This window comes from Syntrophorhabdaceae bacterium (assembly GCA_028698615.1).
Lineage (GTDB): Bacteria > Desulfobacterota > Syntrophorhabdia > Syntrophorhabdales > Syntrophorhabdaceae > Delta-02.
Genome location: JAQVWF010000047.1, coordinates 1 through 16,946, shown reverse-complemented (window position 1 = coordinate 16,946; position 16,946 = coordinate 1). Strand labels below are relative to the sequence as shown.

Sequence of the window (16,946 nt, the reverse complement as noted above, 5' to 3'; positions counted from 1 at the left end):
GGGTCGCAGACACAGGAAGTGGGGGAAACCCGCAGATCTTAACGCAGCAAAGAAAGGCAGGAACAAGGAGGGAACCGACGGCCTATTGACAGATGAGGAAATCTTTATTGTTGACTTTGGTTAAACCAGAACGTCCCCTCCGCTCCCCACGGTGTTTCGACAGCGCCGGGAATGTACCTTCTCGTCCATGCAATCGCCTCTTTCCCCGTCATACCGAAGACCCTCCTCGCCATACAGGCCATGAACGTCCCCGTCCTGCCCTGCCCCGCGGAACAGTGGACAACGACATTCCTGCCGGATTCGGCACACGCTATTACCCTTGCAATAACATCAGCCAAAGCCTCAACTCTGGGCGCCGCATAATCCTCAATAGGCAAGGCTACGACATCAAATCCCATCTCCACATAAAGCCGATGCAGGTTCCTGTTTGCCTTCTCCTTACATTCTTCCACACTGACAAGGGGAACCACAACGGAGATGTCGTTCTTCACGTATTCGTCAAACACCACACTCTGAGGATCATACGTCCCGAAAGGCATGGGGCTTCGGAATATCTTTCCTTTGAGGGCAAAAGGCAGTTCGGTCATATCCACCTTCAGGTCATTATATCAGTTTGAAGCCGCAATATCCCTTCGCCGAAAACGTTGCTTCCCTCCCAAGCTCCCTCAAGCGTGGTCTTCGACCATGCTCGAAGTCGCGAGTCGGGAAAAGCTCATTCGGCACAGAGTGAAGAGGCGTGTTGTTGCAGGATTCATGCTAAAAAGAACATATATACCGGGACCCGCCTGGATGTGTTGTAACCAATAAGAAATATGGACGAACGTGCAGAGGGGTCCGGAGTTTCTTACTTTCTTAACGTCCCCTCCTTTCCCCGACACCATAAGCTCCGTCAAGGTTTTTCGCGATTAGGCGGGATAATAAAGACGCTGATATTTCATGGAAACCCGCTTCACAGCAATGCTGATTATTCTGTCTGAGAGACCATCCGCAGTAATGCGCGTGCCGCTTCTTCCGGACCTTTTTGTTCCCACCCCACAATTCCAAGTCTCGTCCGCAATTGCCCGACAAAGATATCCTCATTAAAAAAGGCCTCAAAAACCCGTTTCGCAATCTCCTCGTGGATGGCCCTATATTGAATAGCCCCGAAAACGTTAACAAAATAGGTATGTACCAGGCCTGTGGACGTTGTGGTACCCTTGCTCATTGCTGTTCCTTCCCGGAATGTGTGTAGTGCTGTCTCAGGAGTTGCCAATCGTTCGATAATCGGATGCTCTTCATCAATTTCCTCATAATTATTTGCGTACAGCACCATATCAACAGAATAACCTTTTATCACCTGTTCATAAGTGGTCACCGGCAACACAATTCGAGCATTCACCTGGCTGGGGTTCATAATAATTGAGCGATCAAGCTGCCCGAACGCATAGCCTGGCTGCAAATCGTCCAATCTAACGAATGCACCGATTTCCGTACCATAGCCAATCACTTTCCCCTCTTGATCGATATCGAGTGATCCCATATCGTCGGCAATAATTGTCATTTCCTCGATTTGGTCTTCTCCGATGATCCTGAACGCTTCGAGCGTCTCGGATTTTCCTGTTCCCGTATCACCTATGATCAACAGCGTAAAGAGGCGATCACCTTTTGTCATTATCCTGACCATTGCGCCGTGATAAGGCATTTTCCCAAGTTTCATCATCTTAATGTTATGGAGTGTCAAAACCATTTTTTTGAGATACCCGAAATATCCAAAGAGATCATTATTCGGACAGGCTGCCGCGATCATGCCATGCTCTATATCGTCATAGAATACGGTCGGCATGGACGCAAGAGCGTCAAGCACCGTTCCGGGTACCCCAAAAAGATAGACCCCATCAACCGGGCGATCCAGAAATTCGTCATCAGCCAATTCAAATAAATTGCACAATGACAGGCCGAGTTCATAGAATTTCTCATGCACGTAAACAAGAATCAGGAGCGGACCAACCTTTGCAGGATAGCAAAGCCACTCGTGAGGCATCACCTCAATCTGCTCCAGGGGGTTTTGAGGAATCCGTTCAAATTTACCCGTCCGCTTATTCATTGGGGGATTGAGCAACAACGGCGGATACAACATAATCTGCCTGATCACAGGAATACCCTGTAACTTCTGATAACTTCCTCCAGGTAATGCCATATCTTTTGGCAGAGCAATTACCGCCACTTCCGCGCCTGCCCGCACCTGACGGTAGGTATTGGGGTGTTGACCGGTAATATTCTCTTCAATATCCCGATAGGTTTGTCGCACCAAATGCGTCAAGGATTCAATTGTCGAGCTAAAGGTTCGGTATGGGCGTCTGTCTAAATGATCTCCCGTTGAATCACAGACAATAAACCGTTCGAATTCTCTCCAATAATTGTACAGGCTCTCCACAAGAGCCTGCAACAGCGACGGATTGGCAATGAACCGTTCCCCTCCTTCTATCAATTTAGGAACAGCCTCAAGCGTCATTTTGCCAAGAACCTGGAATACTTGAATAAGCTTCTCAACATCAGCATGTTTGATTTCATGGCTTTGTTTGCCGAAGATCTTCAGCAGAGGAGATTGCTTGCGCCTCAAGTCATTGACAAAGCGTGTGACCACCTCATGAAACAATTCGCTTGATATCAGTTCTTCTGACGTCTCGCACGCCCTGTCGCGTAAGAAGATAATAACTTTCTTGCTTACAAATCTGAATGATCCTTGATTTTCCATAATGCTGTGTCCCCCTAATTTGTAATCGGGATAGTGGAAGGGCCTTAATAGAATTAATTATGTCCTAACTGCCTTTTGATTTCAAACCAAAATATCCCGGTCTCGACGGGAGAAAGATTCGACTGGCTGACCTGAGCACGGCAAAAACGGGAAAACAGGCAGGGTATGTCAAGAATAAGGATCTGACCACCAGTTCCCCCCCAGCTCCCCCACCCCTCCCAATTCCCTATTGACGTATGTAACCCTAGGCGTTACAATAGGCCTGATGATCAAATCCTTTAAGCATAAGGGATTGAAGCTGTTCTTTGAAACCGGCAACAAGAAGGGTATCATTCCCGGTCATGCGGACAAACTGGCCAGGATCCTCGACCGGCTTGATGCGTCAATGTCTCCGGTTGACATGAACTTGCCCGCATACAAACTGCACAAGCTGATCGGGCAGGAAGACGGTGTCTGGTCGGTTTGGGTGAACGGAAACTGGCGCGTCACCTTTCAATTCGAAGGAGACGATGCTGTCCTGATCGACTATCGGGATTATCATTAAGGAGGGATACCATGGTTACCAGAAAACCAACACATCCCGGAAACGTCCTCCTGGAGGACGTAATGAAGCCGCTCGGGATTACCATAACCGAAGCCGCGAAGGGTCTTGGTATTTCGCGCAAGACTCTGTCTGAAATAGTCAACGGCAGAGCGGCATTAACTCCGGAAATGGCGGTACGGATCGGAAAAGCCACAAGTACGTCACCTCAGAGCTGGCTTGCGATGCAAACGAAGCTGGATCTCTGGCTTGCGATGCAGAAAGAGCCAAAGGATGTTGTCCAGTTCAAGAGCTCGAATGCGGTGAATGAGTGAAAACCCCGAAGAGTCCATGACATACGCCAAAGGAACGGCGGGATGACGTGGTTCTATCCACCTCTTTATAACAAATTGCTTAGCCTGCTACCGGGGGACTACCTTGGTCCCGGAGGCTCTATAATGGGGATATACCATGGCCCTCGGCAGATCTTGTCAAGAAAAAGCGCTTGAGCCCCAACTCCGCCCAACTCCACCATTCCCTCTCTTATCTGGAGCAATTGACAAATTCAGGCGGATAATCTGCAATGTGTACGACAGTGCATAAGTACAACTTTCCAGAAAGGAGAACTTGCATGCCGTTCGCGAGAGTTCTGAGAAAAGGGCAGATGACTCTTCCCAAGAAAGTGAGGGACGTTCTGAAGGTCAGCGAAGGCGATGTCATCGATTTCGAGATTACCGGGTCAGCGGTGATCATGAGGCACAAGGTCCTTGTCGAAAAGGGAAAGAGCGAGTTCCTCGCCAATCTCAGCAGAATGCACGAGAAGACAGGGGACGTCGATCCCGCAATTGTAGAAAAGGCGATTGAAGACGTGATCCGTGATGTCAGAAAGCAGGCGAGGACAAGGAAGAAGTGATCAGGGTTGTTCTCGACACCAACGTTAAGGATGCGGCCACGCAGGTTCGGCATTCAATCGCGTTGTTGAGGGCATTCGTAACGCTGACCCCAGGTGTAATGGACGACGACGGAGATGGCATTCTTCATATATTCGTCGAGCGCCACGCCCTCAGGATCATACGTCCCGAAGGGCATCGCACTGCGGAAGATCTTGCCTTTGAGGCCAAAGGGTAACTCAGTCATGAGAAACCTCCGACATAGGCTATTCGAACCGGAGGCTTACCATTCACCGCCCGCCCCCGGCATGACACCTTTCTCCTTCCCGAACGAAACCCCTATTTCGACGAACCGCCAGAATGACGATACTTCTCGCACCAACCCGCAGGGCTGCAGATATAGACCTCCATGCCAGAGACGCGCTTTGCGTAGCCGGGGGTGGAAATGGGAGAGATTATATAGTTCTTTCCTTTTGGATACCAGTTCCGGAACAACGAGAGGCCGGCGGCATTGAACTGGTCCGGGGACCACTTGCATTCAATGGCATCCACTTCATCTCTCCTGCGGGGAATCACGAAATCCACTTCCCGGTCATCCGCCATCCGCCAGTACAATATATCCCCATCGTAGACGTGGCCCTGGAGATACTCAAGCACAATATGCTCCCACAGAACGCCGTGTTCGTCCTGACGCAACGGGTCCCAACCCCTTGCAAAAGCCACAAAACCCGTGTCAAAACCATAGACTTTGGGCATCTTGATTATCTCTTTCTGTCCTCTTCCGTGGAAAGGACGAACGATGGTCACGGCCTGGGTCGTTTCCAGAGCCCTCAGGTGGTCGGCCACCGTGGGACGGCTTATCCCCAGCGCACCCGCGGTCCTTGTGATCTCAAATTGCCCACCGCTTTGCTTCAGGAGATACTCAAAAAGCATGTTGAATTTCCCGGGATCGCGGAAGGCAAAAAGCTGCTGGATATCACGGGCAAAAAATGAATCCATCCACTCGCGGTAGAACGACATCGGTTTCGATTCCGCCAGAAGGGTTTGGGGCAAACCCCCGTGATAAAGCCGCCGGGAGAGAGGTGCGTTGAATGCCGGAAGCTCGTCCCACAAGACAGGTGTAAGACGAACAACACGCTTCCTGCCCGTCAGGGTATCCTTGAATTTCCTGCTCGCGGCCAATGTCGACGAGCCTGTGGCAATGATCTTCAGATCAGGAAAGAGATCGGCACCTATCTTGAGCACCATACTCGGATCGGGAAGCCGGTGGATCTCATCAAAGACGACTACGGGTCGGCCGCAGTCCCGGAAAAACAGCTCCGGGTCGGCCGTCATGCTGGACGCCACAGGCAGATCACAGTTTACATAGAGTATCCGGTCTTCCCCAAGGCTCTGGACAAGCGTCGTTTTCCCCGCTCGTCTCACACCGGCCAGCCAGACAATGGATGCCTCTTTCCATGCCTCCTCTATGCGGCTTATCCAGAAAGGTCGTTCTATCATGTAAGTATACTTAGCATATATACGGAATAAACGTCAAGTACGATTACCGACGGCAAAAGCGGCCTGATGATCGCTTTTCTTCATATACGGCGAGCCGCGGGAATTCTCTCCGTTGCCATATATGATCCTATCGCCCGGAGGCCTCAGATCTGATCGTCCTCCTTCCAGTCAATCAAGGACCCGGGGGTTGGACGGTCGCGAAGGCGTCCCTTGCTGCTGTTTCACCGTTGGAGCGGGTGATGCTTCAGCGTCCAGCCTCTTCGGCGCGGCAACAGGGGTTAAAAGCCTGCCCGCCAGATCGGGATAGGGCTGAGATGAGAAACCCCTCGTCTTCGGCGATTTCGGAAGTTTGGCCTCATCCAGCTTCAGGATATAGGCCAGTTTCTTCCGATCCGCATACAGGGGCGCCCACAAGTCGGGGAAATCCGTAATGTAGAATGACACGAAATTGCTTCCCTCAGGCATTAGCCCCCCCTGCTCCAGGAGGTAGTCATAGGTTTTGGCATCCGCCGCGGCGCCGGCCATGACCAGCGCCTTCAGGGCCGGGGAGATCTTGGCGGCAGTGTTCCATTTCATTGCAAGCGGGTATTGCTTCTTCAGCTTCATGACCTCCTCCGCAACCTCGAGCGCCAGTTGAGGATGCCCCGTATTGACAGCCAGCATTCCGTATTCCATCAGACGCCGGAGTGCTATCGCGAGGTTTGTATTGTCAACAAATCCGGCGATCGTGCGGGCTGAAAGCCGGATCTGCCTGCCTTCACGCTGGACGACATAGGTGACCTCACTGCCGATAGGGATGTCGCGGGTAGAGACGTCGTCCACGGAAGCTGCGGGTCTGACGTTGAAAAGCTTGATGATGTCTCCTTTCCGGAGCCCCGATCTTGCTGCCGGCCCTTCGGGATTTACGGACGTCACAATGATTCCTCCCTCGCCTTTGTCGACGCCGAATCCGATCCAAGATCTTTTTTCTGCCTTCAGGAGGATGTCTTTATGGAAGAGAAGCAACGAGCCGACGTCCTTGAGGGGCAGACCCCGCGTCCAGAAATCGGCATACGCCTTTGAGTGCTGTAAATCCTGTTGCAGAGGAGAGAGGTTTATGGCTTCCTCAATCTTCCGGACTGCCGCCGAATGGAACCCGGCGGCGAGAAGCTCTCTTCCCTCGTCCAATGCTGCAGCTGCCCGAATCATTTCCGGGGTGGCCGCCTTCATTGTGTACACCTTTTTGTCAACCAGGGCGTACCAGGCGCCGGCCTGCTGAACGAAGACCACAGAGGGTCCTGCTTTTTGGCTGGCAAACCGTTTTTCCTGAACGTGAACAAGCTTTTTCCCTTTGAGAATCACGTATTCTTCCAGGCAATTGCTCCAGGCTTTCAGGATGCTGTTGTCCGGGCCGAAGGCAATGGCTAGGCCCCCCACGGCGAATCCGGGAGGTGTTTTCATCTCCTTCCAGGTGGTCGTATCGAGAATCTTGAATTGTCCGCGTAACCCTCCCCATACGGCCGCAAGCGAACCGTCGCGATTGAGATACAGCCCTTCTGCCTTGTCCAGGTTGCGGACCAGCGAAAAATTCTTCGCGTCGAAGAGCCATGCCGTTCCGTTCGAGCACCACGCCCCCAGATAGCGATCGGACAGTTTCAACTGCTGCAGGACGCTCTCTTTCCCGTGGCAGCTGTCGTGCATGGCGGGCACGGGGATCTTTTTCCCCGTTGTGATGGAGTATGCCTCCGTTACGCTATCCATGACCTGTCTGCCTCCCTCGTCCCGGCGACGATAGGTTGTCCCTACCAGGGTCTTGTTGTCCGGCATGATCTGCATGGCCGTGCTGGACATGTAGACGGGAAACGTCCGGATGATCTTTCCGTCGCTTGTCTGCACGATGGATACACGCGCTTTTGAAGTGTCTATCAACCCTTTCCCGTCCCAGGGGCAATTGCAAACGGCGATGCAATTGCCGTCCGGGGAGACGGTCATCGCCCGCATCGATTCGCGAATATCGCGGTCCAGGGGATGTCTGACAAAACCGTTCTCTTTTCCGTCGAATCTCCAGAGTTCGAAGTCATCAACGGTTGTTCCGGGTTTGGGCGATCGCGCCATTTTCGCCACCATCCAATTGCCGTCCCTGCTGAAGGTGTGGTTGATCCTCGTATATTTTTTCATGTTCGGGGAGGACATGAAATCTTCATATTTCACGCGAGCGGCCGCCTTCTCTGATTTATCCGTCCCCGCGAAAACCCGGTCGAAGAACGATGTCTCCCCATAGACGGCCTTTCCTCCCCCAAAGGGGAATGGCGACAGGAAACAGGCAACCGCCAGCACGGCAACGATTGGCAAGCACCGGAAGCGCTCCGGTTTCACGAATGCAGTTTTCCATAAGCCTGAAATCATTGCTCTGAAACATCCATGGGAATTCGAAATAAACGTCATGATACCTCCTTGTGGAACTCGATGACCTGTCTTTAGCGAGGTACACCGGTGTCATAGGTTACAAGCGGCCTGCCCTCCAACCCTTTCCCGATATGGCCGGACACATTGTATCTGGTTCTGGGAAAAACATCGCGGTATCCCCCCCGGTTTATCTCACCCGCTATTTCCTGCGCTTTCCGCTGATCCAGGGTACCGTACGCCTTGGTGACAGAAAAATAGTGGCCCGGCGCGGCAGTATTGGGAGCCGAAAAACCGGTGGGCGGCGGCCTGTTCCCGGTAACAATCCGGGCACTGGCCCTTGTTTTCTTTGTCTGCTTATCGAATACGGAAGTCAAAACGACCCAGTAAACCGTTCTGGTCCGGTCTAGCTCCCGAACGGCGGAAGCCTGGGAGGAATGGTTTTGAGTTCTCTGCCTGTCCCGATAGGCCGTCGCCTGGGCATGAGAAATCAGCCCCTGACGGGTCAGGTGGTCGATCATCTTTGTCGGGCAGTCCCCTCTCAAGCCGTGGCTCATTATGGCGTCATACAGAGCCCTCTGTGCGAATACCCGTTCTTGTTCGGTAGAAAAGTCGGCAAGACGCCGGGCGTTCATTCTACCGAGGGCGGCATAATCCACCGATTTCATGCCGAGGAGTTGTCGCCGAAACTGGTCGTAAAGCCGCGGTTCGCTGCTTCTGAGACAGGAATGGATGGTCCTGTTCATGATGTTGTTGACGACCCACTCCCAATGCTGTCTGCCCACGGCCGCGTAGTCGATTCCGGGTGCCGGTGCCGGCCGCTTCGGCTGGGGAGAAGGACCACTCTTGATCCCTGAGTACGAAGGAGAGGCACGGATCGGAGATGGCGTGCGTACCGGGGGCGGAGAAACGGGCGTTATGGGTGTCGGCACCGCAGGTTGCGCATCGGCATATTGTTTTCCCGACGGCTCGATGAGGATTGCGGCCTGCGCCGAAGCGCTATTGCCGCCGGCATCGGTTACTTTCACGATCAGATTTCCCGACTCCGCGTATTCCACAGCAATGCCGCCCACGGTTCCATGCAGCGACCCGGCTGTGTGGCCTACGCTGAGACCTTTTCCGGAGGCGCGCGCATCCACGACGAACGGTCCTTTGAAGCCCTTGGGCACGGTAATGGAAAATGTCCTGTTCTCACCGCTCTTCATGCTCTTCGGGACATTCAGGATCAGGCGGTGAGCTTCCCTTGTAAAGGTGGTGCGGGCCATATGCCGCTGGCCGTTTTTGGCGATGATCAATGCCTCAAAGATGATCTCTTCACCGGCGGGTATCTTTCCGGCCGGAACAGCCAGACCCGCCCGATAAGGTGGTGTCTCGCCGGGACGGGGCCGTTCCATGGAAACAATTTCAATCGTTTGACCCTTTGCATCTTTTGCCGTCAGGGTAAGGGTTGCCTTGCTGACGCCCCGTCCGATCGTGTAGTGGGCATAGAGCAGAGGCTCCCGATCGGGCGGGAAAAGTGCCTTGTGTTTTTGATCGTCAGGGCTGTCCGTTGCAAGGACCCTGTCGATCCTCACAGCCTGAGCGATTCTGAATCGTGAGACGGCGTTCACCTTCACGCCGGGGACGGCATTGAATACATGGGTCAGTCCGACCGAGTATTCCCCGTCTGCCAGGTTATCCAACCTGATCTTAAAACGGTGGTTCTTTATCGCCCCCGATTCATACACCTGCTCCTGCTTCCCGAGGCCCGGCACCGGCTTCCCGCTCCCGTCGTATACCTGCCAGAAGAGCTGCGCCGGTTCCGGTTTTCCCGCAGGGTGTTTCAAATCTGCCTGAAAGGCGAGGACATCACCGTTCTGGACCGAAGCGGGAAGCGGCGGCCCGTCGTAGTCGTTGAGGGAGGCGCGAACCTGAAAGGGGTCCATGGCGATGACGTTTGTGACCAGGCGAAAAGAGGCGCCCTGGTGGGCGATGATCTTCCGGGTCTTCCCCGATGTATCTACGAGGCGCACGGCAATGGTGTAAGCAGCCGGCGCCATGCCGGTGGTATCGAAGCGCAGCAGGTTCGCTTTGGGATCATCGCCCGTTACGGTTTTGTAGTTCTCCCCGTTTACGAGCCACTGCACCTCATGGGTCCTGCCCCACTTGCCCGACTTTTGAGATTGAAAGGCCAGAATGTCTCCGATTCTGGCGGCCCCTTTCAGTACCGGGCCTTCAAATGAATTCAGGGTGGCCCTGATCGGCCCGAGAGCAATCTGGTCGGATTCGGCAACCTGGAAGACATAGGTCCGGAAATCCATTTGCAATTTCGATTTGGCATCGAACATCCGGAAGGTGACCGTGTGATCGCCGGCCGTGACATTTTCGCATCTGTATGTGAGGCGATTCGCCCGGTCTAAGCTTGCCGGCATGGACGAGGTCTCGGCCAGCTTCTGTTTCTTCGGCCCCGAGATCTCCCATTTGGCCTCATAACGATCGGTCCATTTTTTATCTCTGGCAATCTGGAACGTCAGCAGATCGCCTTCTTTGGCCGTTTCCCCGTAGAGAAGTCTGCCCGTGAAGGTGTCGCGACGTGCGAAGATTATGTCGAGATCGATGTCCCCGGCACGGGCGGTGATCCCCTCAAATTTCAGCCCCTGCAGGTGAACCGAAGCCTCGCGGATCGAATCTTCCCGCCAGTTTTTCCAGACGGTACCCCCTGCCTTCGCCCCCTCGACCGCGGCATCCTTGCCCAGGACCAGGGGGTCGATCGTCATGGATGCAACGGCGCGCCAGGTCACCTTGCCCGTCACCCGCAGAAAGCTCGCCACGGGGTTGACGGTCTGGCCTTTGCGTATCTGCTCCAGGATATATTGTTTTTCTTCCTCATCAACGGTCCATCCCTGCTCCAGGGCGTCGATGACGGGAATGGGGGCCAGCTCGATGGCGGCCACCAACGCCTTTTTGGTGACCTTTACCGCTTCACTGTCCCGCTCCGAAATATTGAAGAACAGGTGCTGACCCTGCTCAGCCTTCTTCAGTTGATCGGCGATGCTCAGCAGGTCTCCTGAATAGGCCGCTATGCTTCCCATCTTTTGGAGCCTGGCAGGGGTTTCGACTGCTGTCGGTTTCTGCCTGCCACCGGTATCGGATGATCTCTTCATCTCCGCAGTGATTTCTCTGACCAGTCTGTCCGGCGCTCCGGTTTCCCGCATCCGGGCAATGATCTCTCCCTTCTGGCTCGGGGTCATCCCTTCGGTCTTTTTCAGGATTCGGTCCCGGTACGCTCCGCTATTTTCCGGGTGCCTGCCGGCCATATCCCCCAAAACGCGCACTTCGTTGAGGGTGTCGAGATAGGCGAGGTGGGACGACGCGGCTTCTGCCGTGGCCGACTTGATCTGCTGCTGCTTCTGGGATACGGTTTCGGAGGACGCCCTTGTCTTGCCCTCCGCCGGAAGGCTGGATTGCTGCGGCCGGATAATATCCTCCAGACCGGCCTGTCTGGCCAACTCCAACGTGGCGTTCTGGGCCCGGTCGTGATACTTGCTTTTCTGGGCCTGCTTCTGCTGAAGACGCGCCTCCATATCGAGGCGTTTCTGCTGGGCATCCAGCGGCTCTTTTTTCTCATCCGGATACCGTTTCCGCTGATCCCGGAGCTCCCGTGAAATCGGCTCAATCTCGCGGGTCTTTTTCTGTATGAAATCATCCATCTCGTCCTTGTACGCCATAATCTCGTCAAAGCCCGGCGTTTCTCCGGACCGCGATTTGGCCTCATACATCGCCGCGCCTCGCCGCTTGTAGGCGTCGTTGTTGAGCCCGGCGATTCTTTCGAAATCCGCCGCGTTTACCCCCCTGGGATCGGCCATGAAATCCACATCGTTCTTCCTGGCGTAATCGATCTTTTCCGGGTCGACGCCATGCTCTTCGAGAAATGCATTCACTTTCCGGTTGTAGGACTCCTGAATGGTTTTGACCTGTTCCGGAGAGTCCGCCTGCACGATATAGTCGGAGTCCGTGCCGGCATCGAAAGGCCTGTTCCTTTCCCGCCGCTGGGGATTCATCCTGGCTCCATTCTCGGCAGCCGCCTGCCTTGCGATCTCCAGATTCTTTTCGGAGTAGTAATGCTGGCATTTCTGATAGACTTCATCGGTCATCGAGTGGCGCACCTTCTGGCCATTGACCAATTCCGTGATTGAAAAATCTTTCATCCGCATGCGGTTGATCTCGGCGTTGTGCTTGAAGACCAGTGCCTCCTGCTTCTTCGAAGCCGTTCCCGCGCTCACGGCCTCCGCCGCCTTCATCAATTCCAGGGTCCAGCAGAACGCGGGAGGGGAAGTGGCGGCAATGAGAAGACCGACCAATAAGAACCGTTTCAGCAGACCGGCGATCCGTTTCACTGACTTCCTCCCTTATCCCATTCGTTCAGCAGATCCCGCCCGTATGTCCTTTCGGCGTCCGGACCTGTTTTGAGTGAAATGACCCGCTGCAGCTCCTTCTTGGCGAGGACTGTCTGGTTGTCGCTCTTCAGAAGCACGGCCAGAGAGGTGGCGATTGCCACTGACCGGGGATATTGTAAGGACAGGTTCTTGAAATATGTTATCCCCTCCTTTATCCGATGATCCGCCACGTAGCAGAGCGCTAGAGGCGCTACCACCAGACCGGTTGCCTTTTGAGGTTCTTTTTCGATCAAAAGGCGGTACTGCTCCGCGGCGAGCAGGAATTTCCCCTGCTCCTGAAGGACCCGGGCCAGCAACAACCGGGCCCGCCCATGATCGGGGTTAAGCTCCACGGCGTGGATAAGGCTTTCCGTTGCCTTTGCCATGGACAGGGCGTCGGAATTGAGGGCGGCATAGAGAATCCCCCGGAGAAACCAGTACTCGCCCCGTTCGGTATTGATGGCTATGGCCGAGTCGACATGAAAAAGGGCATTGTGGAAATAGACGGGAAGCCCGGACTGACTCCACTTTTCATAGTCCTGGGCCGCACACCGGTATAGATAAGAGGCATAATCTTCTAAGCCGCCTTTGGCGGCATGGATTTCAACACCGCCCGGAGCGCCTTGACCCGCTCTCCTGCTGATCCCCTGCGGCATCTGATCCCCTGCGGCATCGTGAACGAGAACACCGGTCGTCATCAAAAGAAAGACGATCAGCATTATATGGAGCGGATTAGTCCCTCGCAGAGAAAACGCCTTATCGATACTCTCGCCTTGCAGGAAAGGTATTTTCGTTCGGCCGAATATCGAAATTCTTTGCATAATCATATCGGTGCCTCCGACTCTTTTAATACCGACGATTCGCAATCGCCATCATCAGGATTCATCCATCGGTCGCCCCCACATCTGTCCAGAATAAATTTTGAAGAGGAACCCCGAGCGGGTAGAATTAGTTTCGACGAAGAATCAAATAATACCTGCATGGAGGAATCCACGTCAATAGCTTTAAGCAGTATGTTCAGTCAAGCGCTGCGAATATTCTCGAAGAAGGATTTCTGTTCAGCGGTGAAGGATACCGGGGCAGAAAAGGGGGGGCAAAGGGGTTCTCCTCATGGGACCAGTTTGTTTCCATACTTTTGCCAGGCCCGCTCCCGGCATGAAACCTGTTCTGTGGAGCAATTGACAAATTCAGGAGGATAATCTACAATGTGCACGACAGTACATAAGTACAACTTTCCAGAAAGGAGAACTTGCATGCCGTTCGCGAGGGTTCTGAGAAAAGGGCAGATGACTCTTCCCAAGAAAGTCAGGGACGTCCTGAAGGTCAGCGAAGGCGATGTCATCGATTTCGAGATTACCGGATCAACGGTGATCATGAGGCACAAGGTCCTTGTCGAAAAGGAAAAGAGCGAGTTCTTCGCCAATCTCAGCAGAATGCACGAGAAGATAGGGGATGTCGATCCCGCAATTGTAGAAAAGGCAATTGAGGAAGCGATCCGGGATGTCAGAAGGCAGGCGAAGACAAAGAAGAAATGATCAGGGTTGTCCTCGACACCAACGTTATAGTCAGTGCCTATTTGACACGCAATTCGAAGGCCGAAAAGATACTATCACTTGCCGGGATGGGGGTTATAGACATATTCCTTTCCGGGCACATACTTGTTGAACTTGAGAGAACGCTCCTGAGCCCGAAACTGACGAGGATCCACAGGGACACAGCACGGCAGATCCGCCATTCCATCGAACTCCTGAAAAGATTTGTGACGATCACTCCAGGCGTAATCGAGGTGGACGCCGTGAAGGACGACCCGGATGACAACAAGATCCTCGCCTGCGCCATTGAGGCTCACGCAGATTTCATCATATCAGGGGACCATCACCTTACCGACCTGAGAAGATACAAAGACATCCCAATCGTAAACCCCGACACATTTCTGAAACACATGGAAAATCAAGCGTGAGGGTGTGAAACGGGTCCCTGCCGTTTTCACACGTATTCGTGAACCAACTTTTCCTGCTCCGGTGTTTCGACAGCGCCGGGAATGTACCTTCTCGTCCATGCAATCGCCTCTTTCCCCGTCATACCGAAGACCCTCCTCGCCATACAGGCCATGAACGTCCCCGTCCTGCCCTGCCCCGCGGAACAGTGGACAACGACATTCCTGCCGGATTCGGCACACGCTATTACCCTTGCAATAACATCAGCCAAAGCCTCAACTCTGGGCGCCGCATAATCCTCAATAGGCAAGGCTACGACATCAAATCCCATCTCCACATAAAGCCGATGCAGGTTCCTGTTTGCCTTCTCCTTACATTCTTCCACACTGACAAGGGGAACCACAACGGAGATGTCGTTCTTCACGTATTCGTCAAACACCACACTCTGAGGATCATACGTCCCGAAAGGCATGGGGCTTCGGAATATCTTTCCTTTGAGGGCAAAAGGCAGTTCGGTCATATCCACCTTCAGGTCATTATATCAGTTTGAAGCCGCAATATCCCTTCGCCGAAAACGTTGCTTCCCTCCCAAGCTCCCTCAAGCGTGGTCTTCGACCATGCTCGAAGTCGCGAGTCGGGAAAAGCTCATTCGGCACAGAGTGAAGAGGCGTGTTGTTGCAGGATTCATGCTAAAAAGAACATATATACCGGGACCCGCCTGGATGTGTTGTAACCAATAAGAAATATGGACGAACGTGCAGAGGGGTCCGGAGTTTCTTACTTTCTTAACGTCCCCTCCTTTCCCCGACACCATAAGCTCCGTCAAGGTTTTTCGCGATTAGGCGGGATAATAAAGACGCTGATATTTCATGGAAACCCGCTTCACAGCAATGCTGATTATTCTGTCTGAGAGACCATCCGCAGTAATGCGCGTGCCGCTTCTTCCGGACCTTTTTGTTCCCACCCCACAATTCCAAGTCTCGTCCGCAATTGCCCGACAAAGATATCCTCATTAAAAAAGGCCTCAAAAACCCGTTTCGCAATCTCCTCGTGGATGGCCCTATATTGAATAGCCCCGAAAACGTTAACAAAATAGGTATGTACCAGGCCTGTGGACGTTGTGGTACCCTTGCTCATTGCTGTTCCTTCCCGGAATGTGTGTAGTGCTGTCTCAGGAGTTGCCAATCGTTCGATAATCGGATGCTCTTCATCAATTTCCTCATAATTATTTGCGTACAGCACCATATCAACAGAATAACCTTTTATCACCTGTTCATAAGTGGTCACCGGCAACACAATTCGAGCATTCACCTGGCTGGGGTTCATAATAATTGAGCGATCAAGCTGCCCGAACGCATAGCCTGGCTGCAAATCGTCCAATCTAACGAATGCACCGATTTCCGTACCATAGCCAATCACTTTCCCCTCTTGATCGATATCGAGTGATCCCATATCGTCGGCAATAATTGTCATTTCCTCGATTTGGTCTTCTCCGATGATCCTGAACGCTTCGAGCGTCTCGGATTTTCCTGTTCCCGTATCACCTATGATCAACAGCGTAAAGAGGCGATCACCTTTTGTCATTATCCTGACCATTGCGCCGTGATAAGGCATTTTCCCAAGTTTCATCATCTTAATGTTATGGAGTGTCAAAACCATTTTTTTGAGATACCCGAAATATCCAAAGAGATCATTATTCGGACAGGCTGCCGCGATCATGCCATGCTCTATATCGTCATAGAATACGGTCGGCATGGACGCAAGAGCGTCAAGCACCGTTCCGGGTACCCCAAAAAGATAGACCCCATCAACCGGGCGATCCAGAAATTCGTCATCAGCCAATTCAAATAAATTGCACAATGACAGGCCGAGTTCATAGAATTTCTCATGCACGTAAACAAGAATCAGGAGCGGACCAACCTTTGCAGGATAGCAAAGCCACTCGTGAGGCATCACCTCAATCTGCTCCAGGGGGTTTTGAGGAATCCGTTCAAATTTACCCGTCCGCTTATTCATTGGGGGATTGAGCAACAACGGCGGATACAACATAATCTGCCTGATCACAGGAATACCCTGTAACTTCTGATAACTTCCTCCAGGTAATGCCATATCTTTTGGCAGAGCAATTACCGCCACTTCCGCGCCTGCCCGCACCTGACGGTAGGTATTGGGGTGTTGACCGGTAATATTCTCTTCAATATCCCGATAGGTTTGTCGCACCAAATGCGTCAAGGATTCAATTGTCGAGCTAAAGGTTCGGTATGGGCGTCTGTCTAAATGATCTCCCGTTGAATCACAGACAATAAACCGTTCGAATTCTCTCCAATAATTGCGGAGGTGAGGGGACGTTCTTAAGAAATTAAGTTATTGTTCATAACGCTTTGAAATCAAAGACAAGAGCACCGAATAGTTTCTTAATTTCTTAAGAACGTCCCCTCCGCTCCCTGTTGCAAGGGGAGCGTACTCATCGGGGATAAGGAACACGGCCGGGAGGATCCTCACGCTCCAGGAGGAGAAGACGAGGGTCGAGAAACAGATGGAAAACCTCCTCGCCGAGGTCCCTGAGTC

15 protein-coding genes are annotated in these 16,946 nt (G+C 53.0%); 5 read left to right on the top strand and 10 right to left on the bottom strand.

Going from position 1 to position 16,946, the window contains the following annotated elements; all coding sequences use genetic code 11:
* Positions 1 to 104 precede the first annotated feature (104 nt).
* Both PHC90_12055 and PHC90_12050 read right to left on the bottom strand, forming a co-directional pair.
* Positions 105 to 587: a dual specificity protein phosphatase family protein gene (locus PHC90_12055; protein ID MDD3847077.1), complete on the bottom strand. Its 483-nt coding sequence runs from the start codon at positions 585 to 587 to the stop codon at positions 105 to 107.
* A 377-nt stretch (positions 588 to 964) separates the two neighbouring features.
* The gene (locus tag PHC90_12050) at positions 965 to 2,734 is read right to left on the bottom strand and encodes a hypothetical protein (GenBank protein MDD3847076.1); all 1,770 of its coding nucleotides are present in this window, start codon (positions 2,732 to 2,734) and stop codon (positions 965 to 967) included.
* 265 nt (positions 2,735 to 2,999) lie between these two features.
* On the opposite strand from PHC90_12050, the gene PHC90_12045 reads away from it, so the two are divergent.
* The 3 genes from PHC90_12045 (at position 3,000) to PHC90_12035 (ending at position 4,167) form a co-directional block, all read left to right on the top strand.
* The gene (locus PHC90_12045; protein ID MDD3847075.1) at positions 3,000 to 3,278 is read left to right on the top strand and encodes a type II toxin-antitoxin system RelE/ParE family toxin; all 279 of its coding nucleotides are present in this window, start codon (positions 3,000 to 3,002) and stop codon (positions 3,276 to 3,278) included.
* Between the two features lie 11 nt (positions 3,279 to 3,289).
* Positions 3,290 to 3,589 (top strand): HigA family addiction module antitoxin, encoded by a 300-nt coding sequence (locus PHC90_12040; GenBank protein ID MDD3847074.1) that lies wholly within the window; start codon positions 3,290 to 3,292, stop codon positions 3,587 to 3,589.
* Between the two features lie 296 nt (positions 3,590 to 3,885).
* On the top strand, positions 3,886 to 4,167 hold the full coding sequence (locus PHC90_12035) for an AbrB/MazE/SpoVT family DNA-binding domain-containing protein (protein MDD3847073.1): 282 nt from the start codon (positions 3,886 to 3,888) through the stop codon (positions 4,165 to 4,167).
* A 53-nt stretch (positions 4,168 to 4,220) separates the two neighbouring features.
* Here the strand turns inward: PHC90_12035 and PHC90_12030 are convergent, their stop codons facing one another.
* From PHC90_12030 to PHC90_12010, 5 genes are all read right to left on the bottom strand, one after another.
* Entirely contained in the window at positions 4,221 to 4,391 is a 171-nt protein-coding gene (locus PHC90_12030; GenBank protein MDD3847072.1) for a hypothetical protein, read from the bottom strand.
* Positions 4,392 to 4,483: 92 nt separating this feature from the next.
* On the bottom strand, positions 4,484 to 5,644 hold the full coding sequence (locus PHC90_12025) for an AAA family ATPase (GenBank protein ID MDD3847071.1): 1,161 nt from the start codon (positions 5,642 to 5,644) through the stop codon (positions 4,484 to 4,486).
* Positions 5,645 to 5,812: 168 nt separating this feature from the next.
* Complete coding sequence (locus PHC90_12020; GenBank protein ID MDD3847070.1) at positions 5,813 to 7,975, bottom strand: PDZ domain-containing protein; 2,163 nt, start codon at positions 7,973 to 7,975, stop codon at positions 5,813 to 5,815.
* Positions 7,976 to 8,100: 125 nt separating this feature from the next.
* Positions 8,101 to 12,402 (bottom strand): hypothetical protein, encoded by a 4,302-nt coding sequence (locus PHC90_12015; GenBank protein ID MDD3847069.1) that lies wholly within the window; start codon positions 12,400 to 12,402, stop codon positions 8,101 to 8,103.
* Complete coding sequence (locus PHC90_12010; GenBank protein ID MDD3847068.1) at positions 12,399 to 13,268, bottom strand: hypothetical protein; 870 nt, start codon at positions 13,266 to 13,268, stop codon at positions 12,399 to 12,401. The genes PHC90_12015 and PHC90_12010 overlap by 4 nt, the downstream gene beginning before the upstream one ends.
* 426 nt (positions 13,269 to 13,694) lie before the next feature.
* On the opposite strand from PHC90_12010, the gene PHC90_12005 reads away from it, so the two are divergent.
* Positions 13,695 to 13,976 carry an AbrB/MazE/SpoVT family DNA-binding domain-containing protein gene (locus PHC90_12005; protein MDD3847067.1) on the top strand — a complete coding sequence of 94 codons (282 nt, stop codon included), beginning with the start codon at positions 13,695 to 13,697 and terminating at the stop codon, positions 13,974 to 13,976.
* Complete coding sequence (locus PHC90_12000) at positions 13,973 to 14,401, top strand: putative toxin-antitoxin system toxin component, PIN family (protein MDD3847066.1); 429 nt, start codon at positions 13,973 to 13,975, stop codon at positions 14,399 to 14,401. Before PHC90_12005 ends, PHC90_12000 begins: the two co-directional genes overlap by 4 nt.
* A gap of 26 nt (positions 14,402 to 14,427) precedes the next feature.
* Here the strand turns inward: PHC90_12000 and PHC90_11995 are convergent, their stop codons facing one another.
* The 3 genes from PHC90_11995 to PHC90_11985 all read right to left on the bottom strand — a co-directional run.
* Positions 14,428 to 14,898, bottom strand: a complete 471-nt coding sequence (locus PHC90_11995; GenBank protein MDD3847065.1) for a dual specificity protein phosphatase family protein — start codon at positions 14,896 to 14,898, stop codon at positions 14,428 to 14,430.
* Positions 14,899 to 15,275: 377 nt separating this feature from the next.
* Complete coding sequence (locus PHC90_11990; GenBank protein ID MDD3847064.1) at positions 15,276 to 16,610, bottom strand: hypothetical protein; 1,335 nt, start codon at positions 16,608 to 16,610, stop codon at positions 15,276 to 15,278.
* Positions 16,611 to 16,742: 132 nt separating this feature from the next.
* Positions 16,743 to 16,946: hypothetical protein (locus PHC90_11985; GenBank protein ID MDD3847063.1), on the bottom strand; the 204-nt coding region annotated here is incomplete at its 5' end.

Excerpts from the sequence above, each read along its gene's own strand:
- PHC90_12030 (MDD3847072.1), bottom strand. The coding sequence starts at position 4,391 with ATGACTGAGTTACCCTTTGGCCTCAAAGGCAAGATCTTCCGCAGTGCG.
- PHC90_11995 (MDD3847065.1), bottom strand. The coding sequence starts at position 14,898 with ATGACCGAACTGCCTTTTGCCCTCAAAGGAAAGATATTCCGAAGCCCC.
- PHC90_12000 (MDD3847066.1), top strand. The coding sequence starts at position 13,973 with ATGATCAGGGTTGTCCTCGACACCAACGTTATAGTCAGTGCCTATTTG.
- PHC90_12005 (MDD3847067.1), top strand. The coding sequence starts at position 13,695 with ATGCCGTTCGCGAGGGTTCTGAGAAAAGGGCAGATGACTCTTCCCAAG.
- PHC90_12035 (MDD3847073.1), top strand. The coding sequence starts at position 3,886 with ATGCCGTTCGCGAGAGTTCTGAGAAAAGGGCAGATGACTCTTCCCAAG.
- PHC90_12045 (MDD3847075.1), top strand. The coding sequence starts at position 3,000 with ATGATCAAATCCTTTAAGCATAAGGGATTGAAGCTGTTCTTTGAAACC.
- PHC90_12040 (MDD3847074.1), top strand. The coding sequence starts at position 3,290 with ATGGTTACCAGAAAACCAACACATCCCGGAAACGTCCTCCTGGAGGAC.
- PHC90_12055 (MDD3847077.1), bottom strand. The coding sequence starts at position 587 with ATGACCGAACTGCCTTTTGCCCTCAAAGGAAAGATATTCCGAAGCCCC.
- PHC90_12010 (MDD3847068.1), bottom strand. The coding sequence starts at position 13,268 with ATGATTATGCAAAGAATTTCGATATTCGGCCGAACGAAAATACCTTTC.
- PHC90_12025 (MDD3847071.1), bottom strand. The coding sequence starts at position 5,644 with ATGATAGAACGACCTTTCTGGATAAGCCGCATAGAGGAGGCATGGAAA.
- PHC90_12050 (MDD3847076.1), bottom strand. The coding sequence starts at position 2,734 with ATGGAAAATCAAGGATCATTCAGATTTGTAAGCAAGAAAGTTATTATC.